We start from the raw sequence: 17223 nt of genomic DNA, 5'->3' as shown, positions 1-17223 counted from the left end.
GTGCCAGGGGCTCAGTCCGCGAGGGCCGTCGACGCCGCGATGCGCCCGAAACAGAAGGCCTCGGAGAGGTTGGCGCCGTCGGCGGGGTAGAGCATGCCGACGGGTTGCCCCAGTTCACCGGCGGCGTAGAGCCCGGGGATCGGCACGTCGTAGGGGTCGAGCACCCGGCCGGCGGCGTCGCGACGGGGCCCGCCGCAGGTGTTGGACCCGCCCGGGTAGAGCGGCACGCAGTAGTAGGGCGGCGAGTCCAGCGGCACGAGGGTGTCGGCGGCCCGGCCCAGTGGGTCGACGCCCGCCGCGCAGGCCGCGTTGTACTCCGCGACGGTGCGCGCCAACGCCTCCGGGTCCTCCATCCCGGCCGCGGCGGCGGCCTGGGCCGGCGTGTCGCCGCGGGCGATCCAGCCGCGCGCGATCTCCGCCGAGTTGTCGGGGCTCCAGTCGTAGAGGCCGACCTTCACGGCACCGATGTGGGCCAACGTGAGCGGGCCCGCGGTACGCCGCCGCTCGTCGAAGACCCACCAGCTGGGGATGCGGCTGTAGGCGGCGCGGTCGTAGTCGTAGCGCAGCATCTCGTAGTAGAAGCCGTGCAGGAGCTGCGCCTGCATCGTCTCGTTCGCGTAGCGCTCACCACGGCGGTCGACGATGACGTGCCCGGGCGGGTCGATGTCGATGATGAAGTTGAGCCACCCGCCCTCGGCGGACTCCAGCGGGAAGTGCCCGATCGCACGACCGATCATGGTGTTCATGTGCCACAGCCCCGCGCCGGCGGCCTGGGCCATGCGGACGCCGTCGCCGGTGTTGCCGGGGTTGCCGTAGAAGTGCACGGGGTGGGCGCGGAGGTTGTCGCGCTTGAGGTCCTCGTCGAACTCGTAGCCGCCGCACGAGAGCACGACGCCGTGGCGCGCCCGGAGCGGCCCGGTGTCCGTGGCCACCCCGACGACCCGCCCGTCCTCGACGATCAGCCTGCGCGCGGGTGTCGCCCACCGCACGTCGACGCCCCGTTCGTGGACGGCGGCCGCGACGGCGGCGAAGAGCGCGTCGCCCCCGCCGGCCGTCGGGTCGAGCCGGAACGCGGCGTCGCCCGGCTGGTGGACGCCGACGGCGTCGGCCCCGGGGAGATCGGGGTGTTCGGCGGTGTTGATGCGCGAGAACGTGAGGCCCGCCGTGGTGCGCAGCCAGTCGAGGACGTCGGTGGCCGAGGTCGCCCAGGCCGCGGTGACGTCGGCGGGGACCATCCCGCCCGCGCAGGCGTCGAGGTAGGCCGCGCCCTTGCCGGCGTCGTCGACGGCCATGACGAGCCCGCCGGACATCCGGGTGCTCGGGGTGTGCGCACCGGCGGCCTGCTTCTCGCACACCACCACGCGGGCGCCCGCGTCGTGCGCGGTGATCGCCGCCGCCGCCCCGGCGCCACCGAACCCGACGACGACCAGATCGACCTCGTCCACAGCCACCCCCGTCGTGAGAGACCTACCGACGCTACCGTCCCCGGGGTCGTGAGTGGCAGTGGTCGCCCTGGCGACTATCGCCACTCACAGGGACCGGAGGGCCTCCCGATACCGCTCGACCGACGCGAGCTTGATGTCCTCGTAGCCGCGGATCATGTCGGGGAGACCCGCGATCTGCACGGCGCGCGGGAGGGTGTCGGCGGAGAGGTCGCGCAGGAGGCCGGTCACCGTCGAGCGGTACTCCTCGATCAGCGAGCGCTCCACCCGGCGGACCTCCGCGAGGCCGAACGGGTCGAACCTGGTGCCGCGCAGCCGACGCATGGCCCGCAGCGTGCGGAACGCGGGGCCGGCGGTGCGGCGCAACGCGATCTTGCGGTTCATCCCGAGGGCCCGCAGCACCGGCGGGTGCAGCTTGTACGCGACGCGCGCCCCGGTCCCGAACTGCTCCTCCACCGACGCGGTGAGCGCGGGATCGAGGCTGAGCCGGGCGACCTCGTACTCGTCCTTGTAGGCCATCAGCTTGTGGAGGTTGGTCGCGACCGCCTCGGCGAGTGCCGTCGAGCCCGGGACCGCGGCGTCCTCCGCGGCGCGTACCCGCTCGACGTCCGCCACGTACTGCGCCGCGTATGACGCCGACTGGTAGTCGGTGAGCTCCGGCACCCGGATGCCGACGATGCGCGCCAGCTCGGAGTCGGCGGGTGCCCCGAGACCCGGCACCCGGACGGGGTGCGGCGCCGCGGTCTCGACCGGCGCGAGGACCCGGTCCAGCGCGGCCGGGTCGGCGACGGCCTGCCGGCCCCGGCGGAACGCCTGGACGTTGGCGGCGACGGCCGCGCCGTTGAGCTCGATGGCCCGCTCGATCGCGGCGGCGGGCACGGGCAGCGCGCCCATCTGGTAGCCCGCGCCGACGAGGATCATGTTGGCGTACTGGTCGTCGCCGAACAGCTGCTCGGCCAGCCCACGGGCGTCGAGGTAGGTACCGGCGCGGACGCTGTCGGCGATGCGCCGGACGACCCCGTCGACCTGCGGGAACCCGACGGAGGTGTCGGTGACCATCGCGCCGGTCGGGACCTGCGTCGTCGAGACGACCGCGACCGTCCGCGCCGGGTCGGTGACGGCGAGCTGGGTCTGGTCGGCGGCGACGAGGAGGTCGGCCCCGAGGTAGAGGTCGCACTCGCGGTCGGCGAGCTTGCCCGCCGCCGCCACCTCGGACGCGGTGATCCGCAGGTCGGAGACGACGGCGCCACCCTTCTGCGCCAGGCCGGTCTGGTCGAGCCCGCGGACCTCGCGCCCGGCGATCACAGCGGCCGTCGCGAGGATCTGGGCCACGGTGACGACGCCGGTGCCGCCGACGCCCGCGAGCCGGACGGTGACGTCGGTCCGCCCCGTCGGGGCCGGGTCGGGCAGTGCCGCCGCGGCCAGGTGCGGCGCCGCCTCCCTGCTGAGGGAACCGGGCACGACGGACAGGAACGACGGGCAGTCCCCGGCGAGGCAGGAGAAGTCGAGGTTGCACGACGACTGGTGGATTCGGGTCTTGCGGCCGAACTCGGTCTCGACGGGCTGCACCGACAGGCAGTTGGACTTCTGCCCGCAGTCGCCACAGCCCTCGCAGACCCGCTCGTTGATCATGACCCGGGTCGCGGGGGTGGCAGCCTTGCCGCGCTTGCGCTTGCGCCGCTTCTCGGCCGCGCACTCCTGGTCGTGGATCAGGACGGTGACGCCGGGGATCGTCGCCAGCAGCCGCTGGGCCTCCTCCAGCCGGTCGCGGTGCCACACCTCGACCCCGGGAGCGAGCGTGACGCCGCGGTACCGGGAGGGCTCGTCGGTGGTGACGATCGTCCGGGCCACGCCCTCGACCGCGAGCAACCGGGTGATGGCCGGGACGCCGAGCGCACCGACGGCGTCCTGTCCGCCGGTCATGGCGACGGTCCCGTTGTGCAGCAGCTTGTAGGTGATGTTCACCCCGGCGGCGACGGCCGCGCGGATGGCGAGCGAGCCCGAGTGGTGGAACGTGCCGTCGCCGAGGTTCTGGACGAGGTGCCCGGCCTCGACGAACGGCGACATCCCGATCCACTGGGTGCCCTCGCCGCCCATCTGGGTCAGCCCGACGACCTCGCCGACCTGCTCGGGGTCCATGAGCAGCACCATCGTGTGGCAGCCGATGCCGGCCGCGAGCAGGGAGTCCTCGGGCGGGGCGGTCGAGGTGTTGTGCGGGCAGCCGGAGCAGAAGTACGGGGTGCGGGTCGTCGCGAGCGGCAGCATGACGGGCCCGCGCCGGGCGGGACGGCGAGCCTCCCGCCAGGCCACGACCGACGGCAGGTCGTGCAGGACCGTCGCGAGGCCGGTGGCGACCGCGTCGGAGCCGAGCTCGCCGTGCGGCGCGAACAGCTCCTTGCCCCGCACGGCGGGCGCGTCGGAGCGGCCGTAGAGGATCTCCTTGACGGCGGTCTCGAGGAACGCCCGCTTCTCCTCGACGACGACGATCTCGCGGAGCCCGGCGGCGAACTCGCGCACGATCCCGGGCTCGACGGGATGCACCATCCCGAGCTTGAGCAGCCGGACGCCGCGGCGGCGCAGCTCGTCGTCGTCGAGTCCGAGGGCGTCGAGGGCGTGCCGCAGGTCGAGCCAGGTCTTGCCGGCGGCGACGATGCCGATCCGGTCGTCGCCGGTGCGGACGGGGATCCGGTTGAGGCCGTTGGCGGCGGCGTAGCGCAGGGCGGCCTCGGTGCGGGCGCCGTGCAGGTCGCGCTCCAGCGGTCCGAGGGTGGGCTGCAGCAGCCGGCCGGTGACGGTGTGCCGGAAATCGGTCGGCGACGGCATCACGGGTCGGATCCCGAACCGGTCGACGTGGACGGTCGCCGACCCGTCGGCGACGGCCGTCGTCATCTTCATGCCGGCCCACAGGCCGCTGGCCCGGGAGAGCGCGACGCCGTGCAGCCCCAGCTCGACGACCTCGCCCGGGTCGGCCGGGTAGAGCACCGGGACGGCGAGGTCGGCGAACGTCATCTCCGACGTGCACGGCACGCTCGACGACTTCGCGGCCGGGTCGTCCCCCACGACGGCGAGCACGCCGCCCGTGCGGTGGGTGCCCATGAGGTTGGCGTGCCGGATCGCGTCGCTGGCGCGGTCGAGTCCCGGCGCCTTGCCGTACCAGACCCCGACGACACCGTCGTGGCGCAGCCCGCCGGCCACGGCGGCGAGCTGCGAGCCCTGCACGGCGGTGGCGGCGGCCTCCTCGTTGAGACCGGGGGTGAAGACGACGCCGTGCTCGTCGAGCAGCCTGCGGCGGCGGCCGAGCTCCAGGTCGAGCCCGGCGAGCGGGGAGCCCTCGTAGCCCGAGACGAACGTCCGGGTGTCGAGGCCCGCGGCACGGTCGTGGCGGTGCTGCTGCAGCAGCAACCGGACGAGCGCCTGCACGCCGGTCATGTGGACGACGCCGTCCTCGGCGACGTAGCGGTCGTCGAGGGAGTACGCGCGGGCAGGCGCCGGCGTCTCCGTCGGGCCGGGTTCGACGATCGTCACCGTTGCCTCCTCGCGTAGTCACGGATGGCGCGACGCTAGGAACAGACTGAGCAATCGTCCAGAGTCGATCCCGGTTGACCGGGCCATCGGTACAGTGCCGAGCGCCAGATGCCGGAAGAGGAAGGCCAACGGACCATGACCCTCGACGAGCTCGACCGGTCGCTGCTGCTGCTCCTGCTCGAGCACCCGCGCGCCGGGCTGCGCGAGCACGCCCGCACCCTCGGAGTGGCACGAGGGACGGTCGCGGCGCGGTTCCTGCGGCTGCAGGAGGCCGGGGTGATCTCGGGGCTGGCGCCGGCCGTCGAGCCGCGCGCGTTCGGCTACTCGATGCTCGCCTTCATCCACCTCGACCTCACCCAGGGCTACCTCGACTCCGTGGTCGAGGACCTCACCGCGATCCCCGAGGTCATCGAGGCCTACACGGTCACCGGCGACGGCGACCTGCTGTGTCACGTCGTTGCGCGGGACACGACCGAGCTCGAACACGTCATCCAACGGCTGATCGCGGTGCCGGGGGTCGTGCGGACCCGCTCCCAGATGGCCCTGACCCGGCGCATCCCGCACCGCACGCTTCCGCTCGTGCGGGCCGGGCGGTGGGCGCCGACCCGCACCCGCTGACCCGGGCCGCCCGGCCCTTGCGACCCCACGGGACCGGCGTTAGGTTCCTAACGTCGTGATCGCGGCCACGCGCACGGGCCCGCGGCTGACGCACCCTGTGAGCGGCAATCGTCGCTGTAGCGACCATTGCCGCTCACAGTGTCGAGGACGAGGAGGTCCGCATGGGATCGATGATCGGCGCGGCGGTCGTCCGCAAGGAGGACCCGGCCCTGCTCACCGGACGCGGCACCTATGTCGACGACGTCCGGCTCCCCGGCACCGTCCACATGGTCTACGTGCGCAGCTACCTCGCGCACGCGCGGATCGTCTCGATCGACACCAGCGAGGCCGTGGCCAAGCCCGGAGTCCTCGGGGTGTGGACCAACGCCGACCTGCCGGGGCTCCCACCCAACCGGTCGGTGCCCGGCATGGAGCGCCCCTGCCTGGCCCGCGACAAGGTGCGGTTCGTCGGCGAGCCGGTGGCCGTCGTCGTCGCGGCCGACCGCTACGCCGCCGCCGACGCGGCCGAGGCCGTCCTCGTCGAGTACGAGGAGCTGCCGGTCATGGCGAGCATCGAGGCCGCGACGGCCGACGGCGCCGTCCCGATCATCGACGGGCTGGAGTCCAACGTCGTCCTCGAGCAGGTGCTCTCGGCCACCGACGCCGAGGCCGAGCTCGCCGCCGCGCCGCACCGGCTCTCGATCCACCTCAAGAACCAGCGCTGCGCCGCGGTCCCGATGGAACCGACGGTGTGCCTCGCCGACTGGCAGGCCTCCGGCCTCACGCTCTGGGCGACGACACAGACCCCGCACCACTCCCGCAACGAGCTCGCCGCGATGTTCGGCCTCTCGCAGCAGGAGGTGCGGGTCGTCGCGCCCGACGTCGGCGGCGGGTTCGGCGCCAAGGCGTCGTTCTACCCCGAGTTCATCCTCACCGCGGAGCTGTCCAAGCGGCTGCGGCGTCCGGTGAAGTTCGTCGAGACCCGCAGCGAGAACATGATCTCGATGGTCCACGGCCGGGCCCAGGAGCACGACGTCGAGGTCGGCTTCGACGACGACGGGACGCTCCTCGCGCTGCGCGTGCGGATCACCCAGGACTGCGGCGGCTGGCCCGACGCCACCGGCATCGGCCTGCCGACGCTCACGTCGTTCATGTCGGGCGGCTGCTACAAGATCCCGGTCATCGCGCCGAGCTTCCGGTCGGTCGTCACCAACACCACGCCGGTCGGCTCCTACCGCGGCGCGGGACGGCCCGAGGCGTCGTTCATGATCGAGCGGGTCGTCGACCACGTGGCCGCCGAGCTGGGGCTCGACCCCCTGGAGGTTCGCCGGCGCAACTTCGTCCAGGCCGACGAGATGCCGTTCGCGACCCAGTTCGAGGGCATCGTCTACGACGAGGCGAACTTCCCCGGCGCCCTCGACAAGCTGCTGACCGTCATCGACTACGACGCCCTGCGCGCCGACCGGGCGGCCCGCCGCGACGACCCCTCGAAGCCGTTGCTGGGCATCGGGTTCTCGACCTTCGTCGAGATGGGCGGCTTCGGACCGACGCCGCTGTTCGAGCAGTTCGGCTACGTCGGCGGGTGGGAGTCGGCGAACGTGCGGCTCAACTCCGACGGGTCCGCGGTGATCAAGGTCGGCACCTCCCCGCACGGGCAGGGCCACCAGACCGCGTTCGCCCAGATCGTCGCCGACGAGCTGTCGATCCCGTTCGAGCGCATCAGCCTCGTCCACGGCGACACCGCCACCGTCCAGGAGGGCATCGGGACGATGGGCAGCCGCGGCGCGCCCGTCGGCGGCTCGGCGGTGTTCCAGGCCGCGGGCAAGGTGCGCGCCAAGGCGATGAAGATCGCCGCGCACATGCTGGAGGCCGACGAGTCCGACCTCGAGCTCGTCGACGGCCGGTTCCGGGTGAAGGGCACACCCGACCAGGGCGTGTCGATGGCGGAGGTCGCGGTGCGGTCGTTCAAGCCGCACCTGCTGCCCGACGGCTTCGACCTCGGCCTCGACGAGACCGCCTACTTCGAGCCGAAGAACCTCTCCTACCCGTCCGGCGCGCACTGCTGCGTCGTCGAGATCGACCGCGACACCGGCTTCGTGAAGGTCGCCCGCTACGTCGCCGTCGACGACTGCGGGACCGTCATCAACCCGCTGATGGCGACCGGGCAGATCCACGGCGGCGTCGCGCAGGGCATCGCCCAGGCGCTGCTCGAGGAGGTCCGCTACGGCGCCGACGGCCAGCCCGCGACGGGAACCCTCGTCGACTACACGCTGCCGTCGGCGATGGACCTCCCCCGCTACGAGACCGACCACATCGTCACCCCGACGAGCTTCAACCCGCTGGGCGCCAAGGGTCTCGGCGAGTCCGGCGCCACCGCGGCGCCGCAGGCCGTCGTGAACGCGGTCGTCGACGCGCTCGGCCACCTCGGGGTCCGCGACGTCGAGATGCCGTGCACCCCGCAGAAGGTCTGGCGCATCCTGCAGTCGGCCGGAGAGGACCGGAGCTGACATGTCCCACCACAAGATCCGCGTCACCGTCAACGGCGCGACGAGCGAGGACGAGGTCGAGGCGCGGCTGCTGCTGGTGCACTACCTGCGCGACGTGCGCGGGCTGACCGGCACCCACGTCGGCTGCGACACCTCCAACTGCGGCGCCTGCACGGTGCTGCTGAACGGACGGACCGTGAAGTCCTGCTCGGTGCTGGCCGTCGCCGCCGACGGCGCCGACGTCCTCACCGTCGAGGGGCTCGCCGCCGACGGCGAGATGTCCCCCGTGCAGCAAGGATTCCAGCAGTGCCACGGCCTGCAGTGCGGCTACTGCACCCCGGGCATGGTCATGGCCGCGACCGGTCTGCTGCTGGATAACCCCGACCCCGGCGAGGACGAGGTGCGCGAGGGCATCGAGGGCAACCTCTGCCGCTGCACCGGCTACTCGATGATCGTCGACTCGGTGCGCTGGGCGGCCTCGCACGGCGGTGCCGGTGAGGTCGCGGCCCGGCACGCCACCTCTTGAGTTCTCACCAACCCACACGGAGGTGCCGATGCCCGCAGTGCTGCGCGGCCTCGACGGCAAGAACGTCCTGATCACCGGCGCGGGCAAGGGCCAGGGTGCGAGCCACGCCCGGGCGTTCGCCGAGGCGGGTGCCAACGTCGCCGCGCTCGACATCACCGAGCCGATCCACGACATCTACCCGCTCGCGACCGAGGCGATGCTCCTCGAGACCGTCGAGGAGGTCGAGACGCGCGGCGGCCGTGCCATCGCGCTGCCCTGCGACCTGCGCGACGTCGACCAGGTCGAGGCCGCGGTCTCGAAGGCACTGGGGTTCTTCGACAACCGCATCGACGTGCTCGTCTGCAACGCGGGCGTCGCGGCGCTGGACTCCATCCAGGACATGCGCCCGCACGTCATGGACGCCGTGATCGACACCATCGTCAAGGGCCACATGTACGCCGCGAAGTTCGTGGTGCCCAACATGATCGGCCGCCGGGCCGGGAAGATCGTCAACATCTCCTCCGGCGTCACCGGTTCCGGACACGCGATGCTGTCGCACTACGTCGCGGCCAAGCATGCGATCGAGGGCCTCACCACGGCGTGGGCGTTCGAGCTGGCCGAGTTCGGGATCAACGTCAACTGCGTCGCCCCGGCGACGATCAAGCCCGGCGAGGGCCGCGGCTCCGGCATGGTGCTGGGGTTGGCGGGCGAGGTCGACATGACCCCCGACGCCGCGTACGAGATGTTCTCCGCCGCAGGCAACATGCCCGGCGAGAAGTGGCGCACGGAGGCCCGGCACATCACCGACGCGGTGCTGTTCCTCGCCTCCGACAACGCCGACCAGATCACCGGCACCGTACTGCGGGTCGACGCCGGACAAGGAGCGAAGTGAGCAGAGTTCTCATCACCGGGGCCGCATCGGGGATCGGTGCGGGCACCGCGGAGTTGCTGGCCGGGCAGGGCTGGGACGTCGTCGGGGCCGACCTCAAGCCCGCCGACGGCATCCTCGAGCTCGACGCCGCCGACGAGCGCGACTGGGACCGGGTCCTCGACGAAGCGGGTCCCGTCGACGCGCTCGTCAACTGTGCCGGGTTCCGCAGCCGGGCGCCGCTCGTCGACCTCGAGGTCGAGGAGTGGGACCGGATGATGACCGTGCACGTGCGCGGCACGTTCCTCGGCATCCGCGGCTGCGCCCGGCGCTGGCTGGCCGCGGGGACGCCGGGTGCCGTCGTCGCCATCGCGTCCGTCACGGCCACGCACGCCGTCGCCGGGCAGCCGCACTACGTCGCGGCCAAGGCCGGCATCGCGGGCCTGGTGCGGGCCGCCGCCGTCGAGCTCGCACCGTCCAACATCCGCGTCAACGCCATCGCCCCGGGCATCATCGCCACCCCGATGACCGCCGACCGCCTCGGCGACCCCGCGCAGCGCGGCTGGCTGGAGAACCGGGTCCCCGCAGGCGAGCACGGCGAGGTCTCCGACATCGCGGGCGCCGCCGCCTACCTGATCTCCGACGCCGCCCGGTACGTCAACGGCGTCCTCCTGCCCGTCGACGGGGCCTGGAGCGCCTGCTGAGGGTGCGCGGCCCTGCGCCGCAGCCCCCTGCGCCCCTGCAGGAACGGCACTTTCCGCAACCGGGTTGCGGGAAAGTGCCGTTCCTGCAGCTCGGGAGACCCGGACCGCGGACCGCCCGGCGCGCTGGGGTTGACCCGGGTCTCCAGGGGCAAAAGGATGCGGCACATGCAGTTGCTCCCCGGGGTGCGGTCCGTCGTCGTTCCGACCGACCGGCTGGAGGTGCACCTCGTCGAGTACGGGCCGGAGGAGGGCGTGCCCGTCGTCATGCTGCACGGCAACCTCTCGACCGGCCGGTTCTTCGAGCACCTCTTCCCCGGCGCGCCGCAGGGCTACCGGATCATCGCGCCGGACATGCGCGGCTTCGGCGACACCGAGCGCCTCCCGCTCGACGCGACCCGCGGCCTCGCCGACTGGGCCGACGACGTCGCCGCCCTCCTGCGGGCGCTGCGCGTCGAGCGGCCCGTCCACCTCCTCGGCTGGTCGACGGCGGGCGCCGCGATCGTCGACTTCGCGAGCGCGCACCCCGTCACGTCCCTGACGTTCCTCGACCCGGTGTCGCCCTACGGGTTCGGCGGCGTCCTCGCCGACGGCACGCCGTGCTTCCCCGACTTCGCCGGGTCCGGCGGCGGCATCGTCAACCCCGAGGTCGTACGCCGGCTCGCCGAGGGCGACGACACCACCGAGAGCCCGTTCTCGATCCGCTCGGTCATGCGTGGCAGCTACTGGCTGGAGTCGCACTCGGAGCCGCGCGAGGACCTGCTCGTCGCCGAGGTGCTCAAGACCGTCACCGGCGACGACAACTACCCCGGCGACTCCGTCGCGTCCCCGAACTGGCCCGGCAGCGCGCCCGGCACCACCGGGATCATCAACGCCCTGTCGCCGAAGTACTGCAACTGGACGCGCGTGGTCGACCTCGACCCGAAGCCGCCGGTGCTGTGGACGCACGGGGCCGAGGACACCGTCGTCGCCGACGCCTCGATGCAGGACCTCGGAACCCTCGGTGAGCTCGGCTACGTGCCCGGCTGGCCGGGTGCCGACGTCTTCCCCTCGCAGCCGATGGTCTCCCAGATCCGCGAGGTGCTCGGGCGCTACGCCGCAGCGGGCGGGCACGTCCGCACCGAGATCCTCCCCGGCGCCGGGCACAGCCCGCACATCGAGCTGCCGGAGCTGTGGTCGGGTGTTTTCTGGGACTTCGTCGGCGCCGCGGAACGCGGCTGACTCGTCCGTCCGGGTGAGAGCCCGACGGGAACCGCGGCCGCGGGACGAGGTAGGGACGTGCATCGCGACGAGCAGGTCCGGCCCGATCCGGGCCTCGCGCTGCTCGCGTTGTACGACACCGCACTACCGGAGGTCTACGGCTATCTGCTCGCCCGCTGTCGGCGCCGCGCACTGGCCGAGGACCTCACCGCGGAGACGTTCCTGGCCGCGGTGCAGGAGTGCCGGCGCACGACCGCCGGCGGGCCCGTCGTGGATCCGACGACGGGCTGGCTGATCGGCATCGCCCGGCACAAGCTCGCCGACCACTGGCGCGCGCTCGCCCGCGAGGAGCGCGGGCTGCGCGCCGTCGCCGACCACCACGAGGCCGGGACCGACCCGTGGGACGACGAGCTCGACGCCCTGCTCGCCCGCGAGGTGCTGGACGAGCAGAGCCCGCTGCACCGCGCGGCGCTGACCCTGCGCTACCTCGACGGCCTGCCCGTCGGCGAGGTAGCCGGCGTGCTCGGCCGCAGCCGACGGGCCACCGAGTCCGTCCTGGCCAGGGCGCGCACCGCGTTCCGGCACACGTATCTGCGACGCACGGGAGGCGATCCGGCATGAACGACCCGCTGGACGCCCTCCGCGAACCCGTCACGCCGGTCGATCCCGACCCGGCCTTCGCCGCGCGGCTGCGCGCCCGCCTCGAGCGGGCGGTGCTCGCCGCGCCGGGCCCTCAGGAGGAGCCCATGACCAGCACGATCTCTCGTGGCACCGCACTCGCCCTGCACTCGGTCACCCCGTACCTCGCGGTGCCCGACGCCACGGCCGCGGTCGACTTCTACGTCGACGCGTTCGGGGCCGTCCGGCGCGGTGAGCCGATCGTCATGCCCGACGGCCGGATCGGCCACGCCGAGGTCGCGATCGGCGACAGTGTGCTGATGCTGGCCGAGCCGTTCCCCGAGCTCGGGGTCGTCGCCCCGCGCGACGGCGAGGCGACCGTCTCGATGCGGCTGGAGGTGTCGGACCCGGACGCCGTCGTCGACCGCGCGGTGACACTCGGTGCGCGGCTGGAGCGGCCCGTCGGCGACTCCCCGTACGGGCGCGGGGGCGTCGTCCTCGACCCGGCCGGGCACCGCTGGATGGTCTCCCGCGAACCCGCCGCCGGCGCTGCGCTGCAGGTCGGTGACGTCGGCTACGCCTCGCTGTGGCGCCGCGACGTCGACGCGGCCGACCGGTTCTACGCCGCCGTCCTGGGCTGGACGACCGAGGGCGCCCGCGACGGCCACGCCCGCCGGGTCGTCGGGGTGGGCCAGGAGCTCGGGATGTACGGCGGGCAGGACGCGGCCACGACGATGTGCGCGTACGCCGTCGACGACGTCGACGAGACCGTCGCGCTGGTCCGGGCCGCGGGCGGCAGCGCCGAGGAACCGCTCGACGAGCCCTGGGGTCGCACCGCCACGTGCGCCGACGACCAGGGCCTGCCGTTCGCGGTGTTCGCCGCGGGACGCCAGAACGTCCGGCCCGACACGACGCGGCCGGGGACGCTCACCTACCTGACGATCGAGGTGCCCGACGCGGGCCGGGCCCGGGCGTTCTACGGCACCGTGCTCGGGTGGCGCTTCGGCCCGGGCCGGGTGCCGGACGGCTGGCACGTGCGCAGCGCGTCCGGCGACGAGACATCGCCGATGACCGGGCTGCACGGCGGCCACGACGCGGCGCAGGTCGTGCCGATGTTCGTCGTCGAGGACGTGGCGGGCGCCGTCGCGGCGGTGCGGGCGGCCGGTGGCACGGCCGACGACCCGGCCGACGCCGGGTACGGCGTCTCGGCCCGCTGCACCGACGACCAGGGCGCGGCGTTCTGGCTGGTCCGGTACTGAGCCGGCCGGGCCCGCGGAGGGCGGCCTACCTCGCCGCGCACAGGCCGATCGGTACCGACCGTTCGTCGGACCACCGGGCCCGGCGGCGCCGACGACGCGAGAGTTCGTCGCACGGTGACGACCTTCGATCTCTTCACTCGTCCGGCGTCACTCAGCCCGGTGATCGGAAAGCTACGATCCGCGACGTGCCAGTGTTGCGCGACGTCGGCTCGTTGGTCTCCGAGTGGTCCGCCCGCCGGACGCTGCGACGCCTGATCGACCAGTTCGGGCTCCCCGGTCTGGCCGCCGCCCGCCGGTCCCCCGGGCTCGGCGCCGCACTCGACCAGCACGTCGCCGCGGTGCGCGACATGCTCGACGACCGGCCGGGCTTCCGGTCCGCGGTGCTCACCCGCGTCGACTCCCGCGACCGCGCGGTGCGCCTCGCCGCGTACGCGCGCGGCCTCGTCGACGAGCAGTGCCGCGGCGGCGGGTCGGTCGCCGTGCCCGCCGACGGCCGCTGGGAGCACGCCGACTGGGTCGCGTTGCGGCTGCTCGCGATCTGCCATCTCGGTCGCGAGGTCGCCCGCCGGGCCTGACCCACCGTGATCAGCACGTCGTGGCCTGCCCACGCCGAAATGCGTCGATATGCCTCGACAGGTTGACGCGTTTTGATCACGTCCATAGGCTCCTTCGGTACCCCTACCGCGAGGAGTCTGCGATGGCGGTACCACCTCCCGACCAGAAGGCGCTGGCCGCGGCCGCCGCCCGATACGGTCTCTCCCTCTCCCCTGCCGACCTCGACTCGTTCCAACCCTTCGTGCACGGGCTGCTCGCCTCGTGGGACGCCGTCGAGGAGCTCTACTCCGCGACCGCGCCCGCTGTGCCGCAACGGTCCTGGCAGCGGCCCGACGACGCCGACAACCCCTACAACGCCTGGTACGTCACCACCGAGATCCGGGGCGCCGCCGACGGGCCGCTCGCCGGGCGCACCGTCGCGATCAAGGACAACACCGCCGTGGCGGGCGTGCCGATGATGAACGGCTCCAAGACCGTCGAGGGCTTCGTCCCGAGGCGCGACGCCACGATCGTCACCCGGTTGCTCGCCGCCGGCGCGACGATCGCGGGCAAGGCCGTCTGCGAGGACCTCTGCTTCTCCGGCGGGTCGCACACCTCCCGCACCGGCCCCGTCCGCAACCCGTGGGACGAGACGCGGTCGGCGGGCGGGTCGTCCAGCGGCAGCGCGGCGCTCGTCGCGAGCGGCGTCGTCGACCTCGCGACGGGCGGCGACCAGGGCGGGTCGGTGCGCATCCCGGCCGCCTACAGCGGGATCGTCGGGCACAAGCCGACGCACGGGCTCGTGCCCTACACCGGCGCGTTCCCGATCGAACAGACCATCGACCATCTCGGACCGATGACGCGCACCGTCGCCGACGCCGCGCTGGTCCTCGACGTCATCGCCGGTCCCGACGGGCTCGACCCGCGCCAGCCCGCGGGCCTGGTCACCGACGACTACTCCGGCGCGCTCGCCCGGTCCGCGGCCGGGCTGCGCGTGGGCGTCGTCACCGAGGGCTTCGGCCACGCCAACTCCGACCCGGGTGTCGACGCGACCGTCCGCGCCGCCGTCGACATCCTGCGCGAGGCCGGCCTGGACGCCGAGGACGTCTCCGTGCCGTGGCACCTGCACGGCGCCCGTATCTGGGACGTCATCGCCACCGAGGGCGCGGCCGCGCAGATGGTCGAGGCCAACGGCTACGGCATGAACTGGCAGGGCGAGTACGACCCGGAGCTCATCGCGCACTACGGCAGGCAGTGGCGCGCCCGGCCCGACGAGTTCTCCGAGACCGTCAAGTTCGTGCTGCTCGCCGGCGGCTACGGCCTCGCCTCCGAGCACGGCAGGCACTACGCGATGGCCCGCAACCTCGCGGTCGACCTGCGCCGGGCCTACGACGAGGCGCTGCAGCGCTACGACGTCCTCGTCATGCCGACGCTGCCGATGACGGCCTCGACCATCCCCGGCCCCGACGCGCCGCGCGAGGAGATCATCACCCGGGCACTGGAGATGATCGGCAACACCTGCGTCACCGACGTCACCGGCCACCCGGCGACGTCCGTGCCCGCCGGGCTGTCCGGGGGCCTGCCGGTCGGGATGATGATCATCGGCCGGATGTTCGAGGACGCCACACCGCTGCGCGTCGCCCACACGTTCGAGCAGGCCGTCGGGGGTTTCCCGGCCCCCACGGCCGCGACCACGGGGAGCCAGGCATGAACGGCGTGCACGACCTCGGGGGCACCGACGGCCTGGGCCCGGTCCCCGTCGAGGAGGAGGAACCGGTCTTCCACGCGGAGTGGGAGAAGGCCGCGTTCGGCATGTTCTCGATGCCGTTCCGGGCCGGGTTCTTCGGCGTCGACCAGTTCCGGTTCGGCATCGAGCAGATGCACCCCGCGATCTACCTGCTCTCGCCCTACTACGAACACTGGGCGCACACCGTCGAGCACTTCGGGGTCGAGAAGGGTGTACTCGATCCCGCCGACATCGAGGAGCGCACCAGGTACTACCTCGAGAACCCCGACGCGCCGCTGCCGCAGCGCTCCGACCCCGACCTCATGGCGTTCGTCGACGGCGTCGTGAAGGCCGGTGCGTCGGCCGCCAGGGAGTCGGACAAGAAGGCGGCGTACGCCGTCGGCGACCGGGTCAGGGTGCTCGACTCCAGCCCGCTGGGGCACACCCGCCGCGCCCGGTACATCCGCGGCAGGACCGGCGAGATCGTGCTGGCCCACGGCACGTTCATCTACCCCGACAGCGCGGGGAACGGGGGCGGGGACGCCCCCGAGCACGTCTACACCGTGCGGTTCACCAACTCCGAACTGTGGGGCGAGGAGGCCGCCGAGCCGAACGGCTACGTCTACTTCGACGTCTGGGAGCCCTACATCGTCCCGGCCGCCGGCACCGAAGGGAGCGCCGCATGAGCACCACGCCGACCCGTCCGCCGACCGTCCGCCAACCGACCGTCCGCACCCAGGAGGAGATCGCCGCCAGGGTCAAGGCACTCGAGGCCATCATGATCGAGAAGGGGATCATGACGACCGAGGCGGTCGACCGGCTCGCGGAGATCTACGAGAACGAGGTCGGGCCGCAGCTGGGCGCGGCCGTCGTCGCCAAGGCGTGGACCGACCCCGACTTCCGCGAACGGCTGCTGCGCGACGGCACCGCGACCTGCCGGGAGCTGGGCATCGGCGGCCTGCAGGGCGAGGACATGGTCGTCGTCGAGAACACCGACACCGTCCACAACGTCATCGTCTGCACGCTGTGCTCGTGCTACCCGTGGCCGGTGCTCGGACTGCCGCCCAACTGGTACAAGGGCCCGCAGTACCGCTCGCGCATCGTCCGCGAACCGCGCAAGGTGCTGCGCGAGGACTTCGGGCTCGACCTGCCCGAGTCGGTCGAGGTGCGGGTGTGGGACTCGTCGTCGGAGATGCGGTACTGGGTGCTCCCGCTGCGCCCGGCCGGCACCGAGGGCATGGACGAGCAGGCCCTCGCCGCCCTCGTCACCCGCGACTCGATGATCGGCACCGGCGTGGTGCCGGCGCCGTGACGGGCTTCCGGCCCGACGCGACGGAGCTCGGCGACGCGCGCCGCCGCGTCGAGGCGCTGGTCGCCGAGCTGCCCTCGCGGCCCGGGGAGGAGCCGTTCGCGGAGCTGTGGGAGCTGCGGGCCTTCGCGATGGCCGTCGCGGCCTACCACAACGGACAGTACGAGTGGTCGGAGTTCCAGCTGTCGCTCATCGAGTCGATCCGGCGTTGGGAGGCCGAGGGCGGCGACCCCGACGCGGCGCCGTGGTCGTACTACGAGCACTGGCTCACCGCGCTGGAGACCGTGCTCGCCGGCAACGGCGTGCTCTCCGAGGCGGCGCTCGACGAGCGCACCCGCGAGGTCCTCGCGACCCCGAGGGCGCGCAACCACCACGAGCCGCACTACGAGCCCGTGGCGGTGGACCCGGCCCGCTGACCCTGCTCCGCTCGCGCCCCTCCCGACGCGGAACGAA

15 protein-coding genes are annotated in these 17223 nt (G+C 73.2%); 13 read left to right on the top strand and 2 right to left on the bottom strand.

Annotated elements, in window-relative coordinates; genetic code table 11:
* Positions 1-11: 11 nt before the first annotated feature.
* Both PSD17_RS25770 and PSD17_RS25765 read right to left on the bottom strand, forming a co-directional pair.
* Entirely contained in the window at positions 12-1445 is a 1434-nt protein-coding gene (locus PSD17_RS25770; protein ID WP_339124937.1) for an FAD-dependent oxidoreductase, read from the bottom strand.
* An 84-nt stretch (positions 1446-1529) separates the two neighbouring features.
* Entirely contained in the window at positions 1530-4967 is a 3438-nt protein-coding gene (locus PSD17_RS25765) for an indolepyruvate ferredoxin oxidoreductase family protein (protein ID WP_339124935.1), read from the bottom strand.
* Between the two features lie 135 nt (positions 4968-5102).
* Between PSD17_RS25765 and PSD17_RS25760 the strand changes: the two genes are divergently transcribed.
* From PSD17_RS25760 to PSD17_RS25700, 13 genes are all read left to right on the top strand, one after another.
* Complete coding sequence (locus PSD17_RS25760; RefSeq protein ID WP_013673636.1) at positions 5103-5585, top strand: Lrp/AsnC family transcriptional regulator; 483 nt, start codon at positions 5103-5105, stop codon at positions 5583-5585.
* A 161-nt stretch (positions 5586-5746) separates the two neighbouring features.
* Positions 5747-8071: a xanthine dehydrogenase family protein molybdopterin-binding subunit gene (locus PSD17_RS25755; protein WP_339124933.1), complete on the top strand. Its 2325-nt coding sequence runs from the start codon at positions 5747-5749 to the stop codon at positions 8069-8071.
* 1 nt (position 8072) lies between these two features.
* Entirely contained in the window at positions 8073-8576 is a 504-nt protein-coding gene (locus tag PSD17_RS25750) for a (2Fe-2S)-binding protein (RefSeq protein ID WP_013673634.1), read from the top strand.
* A gap of 28 nt (positions 8577-8604) precedes the next feature.
* A complete protein-coding gene (locus tag PSD17_RS25745) occupies positions 8605-9447 on the top strand; it encodes an SDR family NAD(P)-dependent oxidoreductase (protein ID WP_013673633.1) in 843 nt (280 codons plus the stop codon).
* A complete protein-coding gene (locus tag PSD17_RS25740; protein ID WP_339124932.1) occupies positions 9444-10127 on the top strand; it encodes an SDR family NAD(P)-dependent oxidoreductase in 684 nt (227 codons plus the stop codon). The genes PSD17_RS25745 and PSD17_RS25740 overlap by 4 nt, the downstream gene beginning before the upstream one ends.
* Before the next feature lie 165 nt (positions 10128-10292).
* Positions 10293-11345 (top strand): alpha/beta hydrolase, encoded by a 1053-nt coding sequence (locus PSD17_RS25735; RefSeq protein ID WP_339124931.1) that lies wholly within the window; start codon positions 10293-10295, stop codon positions 11343-11345.
* Between the two features lie 57 nt (positions 11346-11402).
* Positions 11403-11945, top strand: a complete 543-nt coding sequence (locus tag PSD17_RS25730) for an RNA polymerase sigma factor (protein WP_103382401.1) — start codon at positions 11403-11405, stop codon at positions 11943-11945.
* Positions 11942-13201: a VOC family protein gene (locus PSD17_RS25725; RefSeq protein WP_339124930.1), complete on the top strand. Its 1260-nt coding sequence runs from the start codon at positions 11942-11944 to the stop codon at positions 13199-13201. Before PSD17_RS25730 ends, PSD17_RS25725 begins: the two co-directional genes overlap by 4 nt.
* Before the next feature lie 185 nt (positions 13202-13386).
* Positions 13387-13776, top strand: coding sequence for a DUF6401 family natural product biosynthesis protein (locus tag PSD17_RS25720; RefSeq protein ID WP_013673628.1), 390 nt, complete (start codon positions 13387-13389; stop codon positions 13774-13776).
* Positions 13777-13898: 122 nt separating this feature from the next.
* Positions 13899-15446, top strand: coding sequence for an amidase (locus PSD17_RS25715; protein WP_103382402.1), 1548 nt, complete (start codon positions 13899-13901; stop codon positions 15444-15446).
* Positions 15443-16147, top strand: a complete 705-nt coding sequence (gene nthB, locus PSD17_RS25710) for a nitrile hydratase subunit beta (protein WP_339124926.1) — start codon at positions 15443-15445, stop codon at positions 16145-16147. The genes PSD17_RS25715 and nthB overlap by 4 nt, the downstream gene beginning before the upstream one ends.
* Positions 16144-16773, top strand: coding sequence for a nitrile hydratase subunit alpha (gene nthA, locus PSD17_RS25705; RefSeq protein ID WP_013673625.1), 630 nt, complete (start codon positions 16144-16146; stop codon positions 16771-16773). The genes nthB and nthA overlap by 4 nt, the downstream gene beginning before the upstream one ends.
* Positions 16770-17186, top strand: coding sequence for a nitrile hydratase accessory protein (locus tag PSD17_RS25700; protein WP_339124924.1), 417 nt, complete (start codon positions 16770-16772; stop codon positions 17184-17186). Before nthA ends, PSD17_RS25700 begins: the two co-directional genes overlap by 4 nt.
* Positions 17187-17223 lie beyond the last annotated feature (37 nt).

The sequence above is a fragment of the Pseudonocardia sp. D17 genome, assembly GCF_036984265.1.
GTDB lineage: Bacteria > Actinomycetota > Actinomycetes > Mycobacteriales > Pseudonocardiaceae > Pseudonocardia > Pseudonocardia benzenivorans.
The sequence above is the reverse complement of the archived record's forward strand: the minus strand, read 5'-3'. Positions and strand labels throughout refer to the sequence as shown.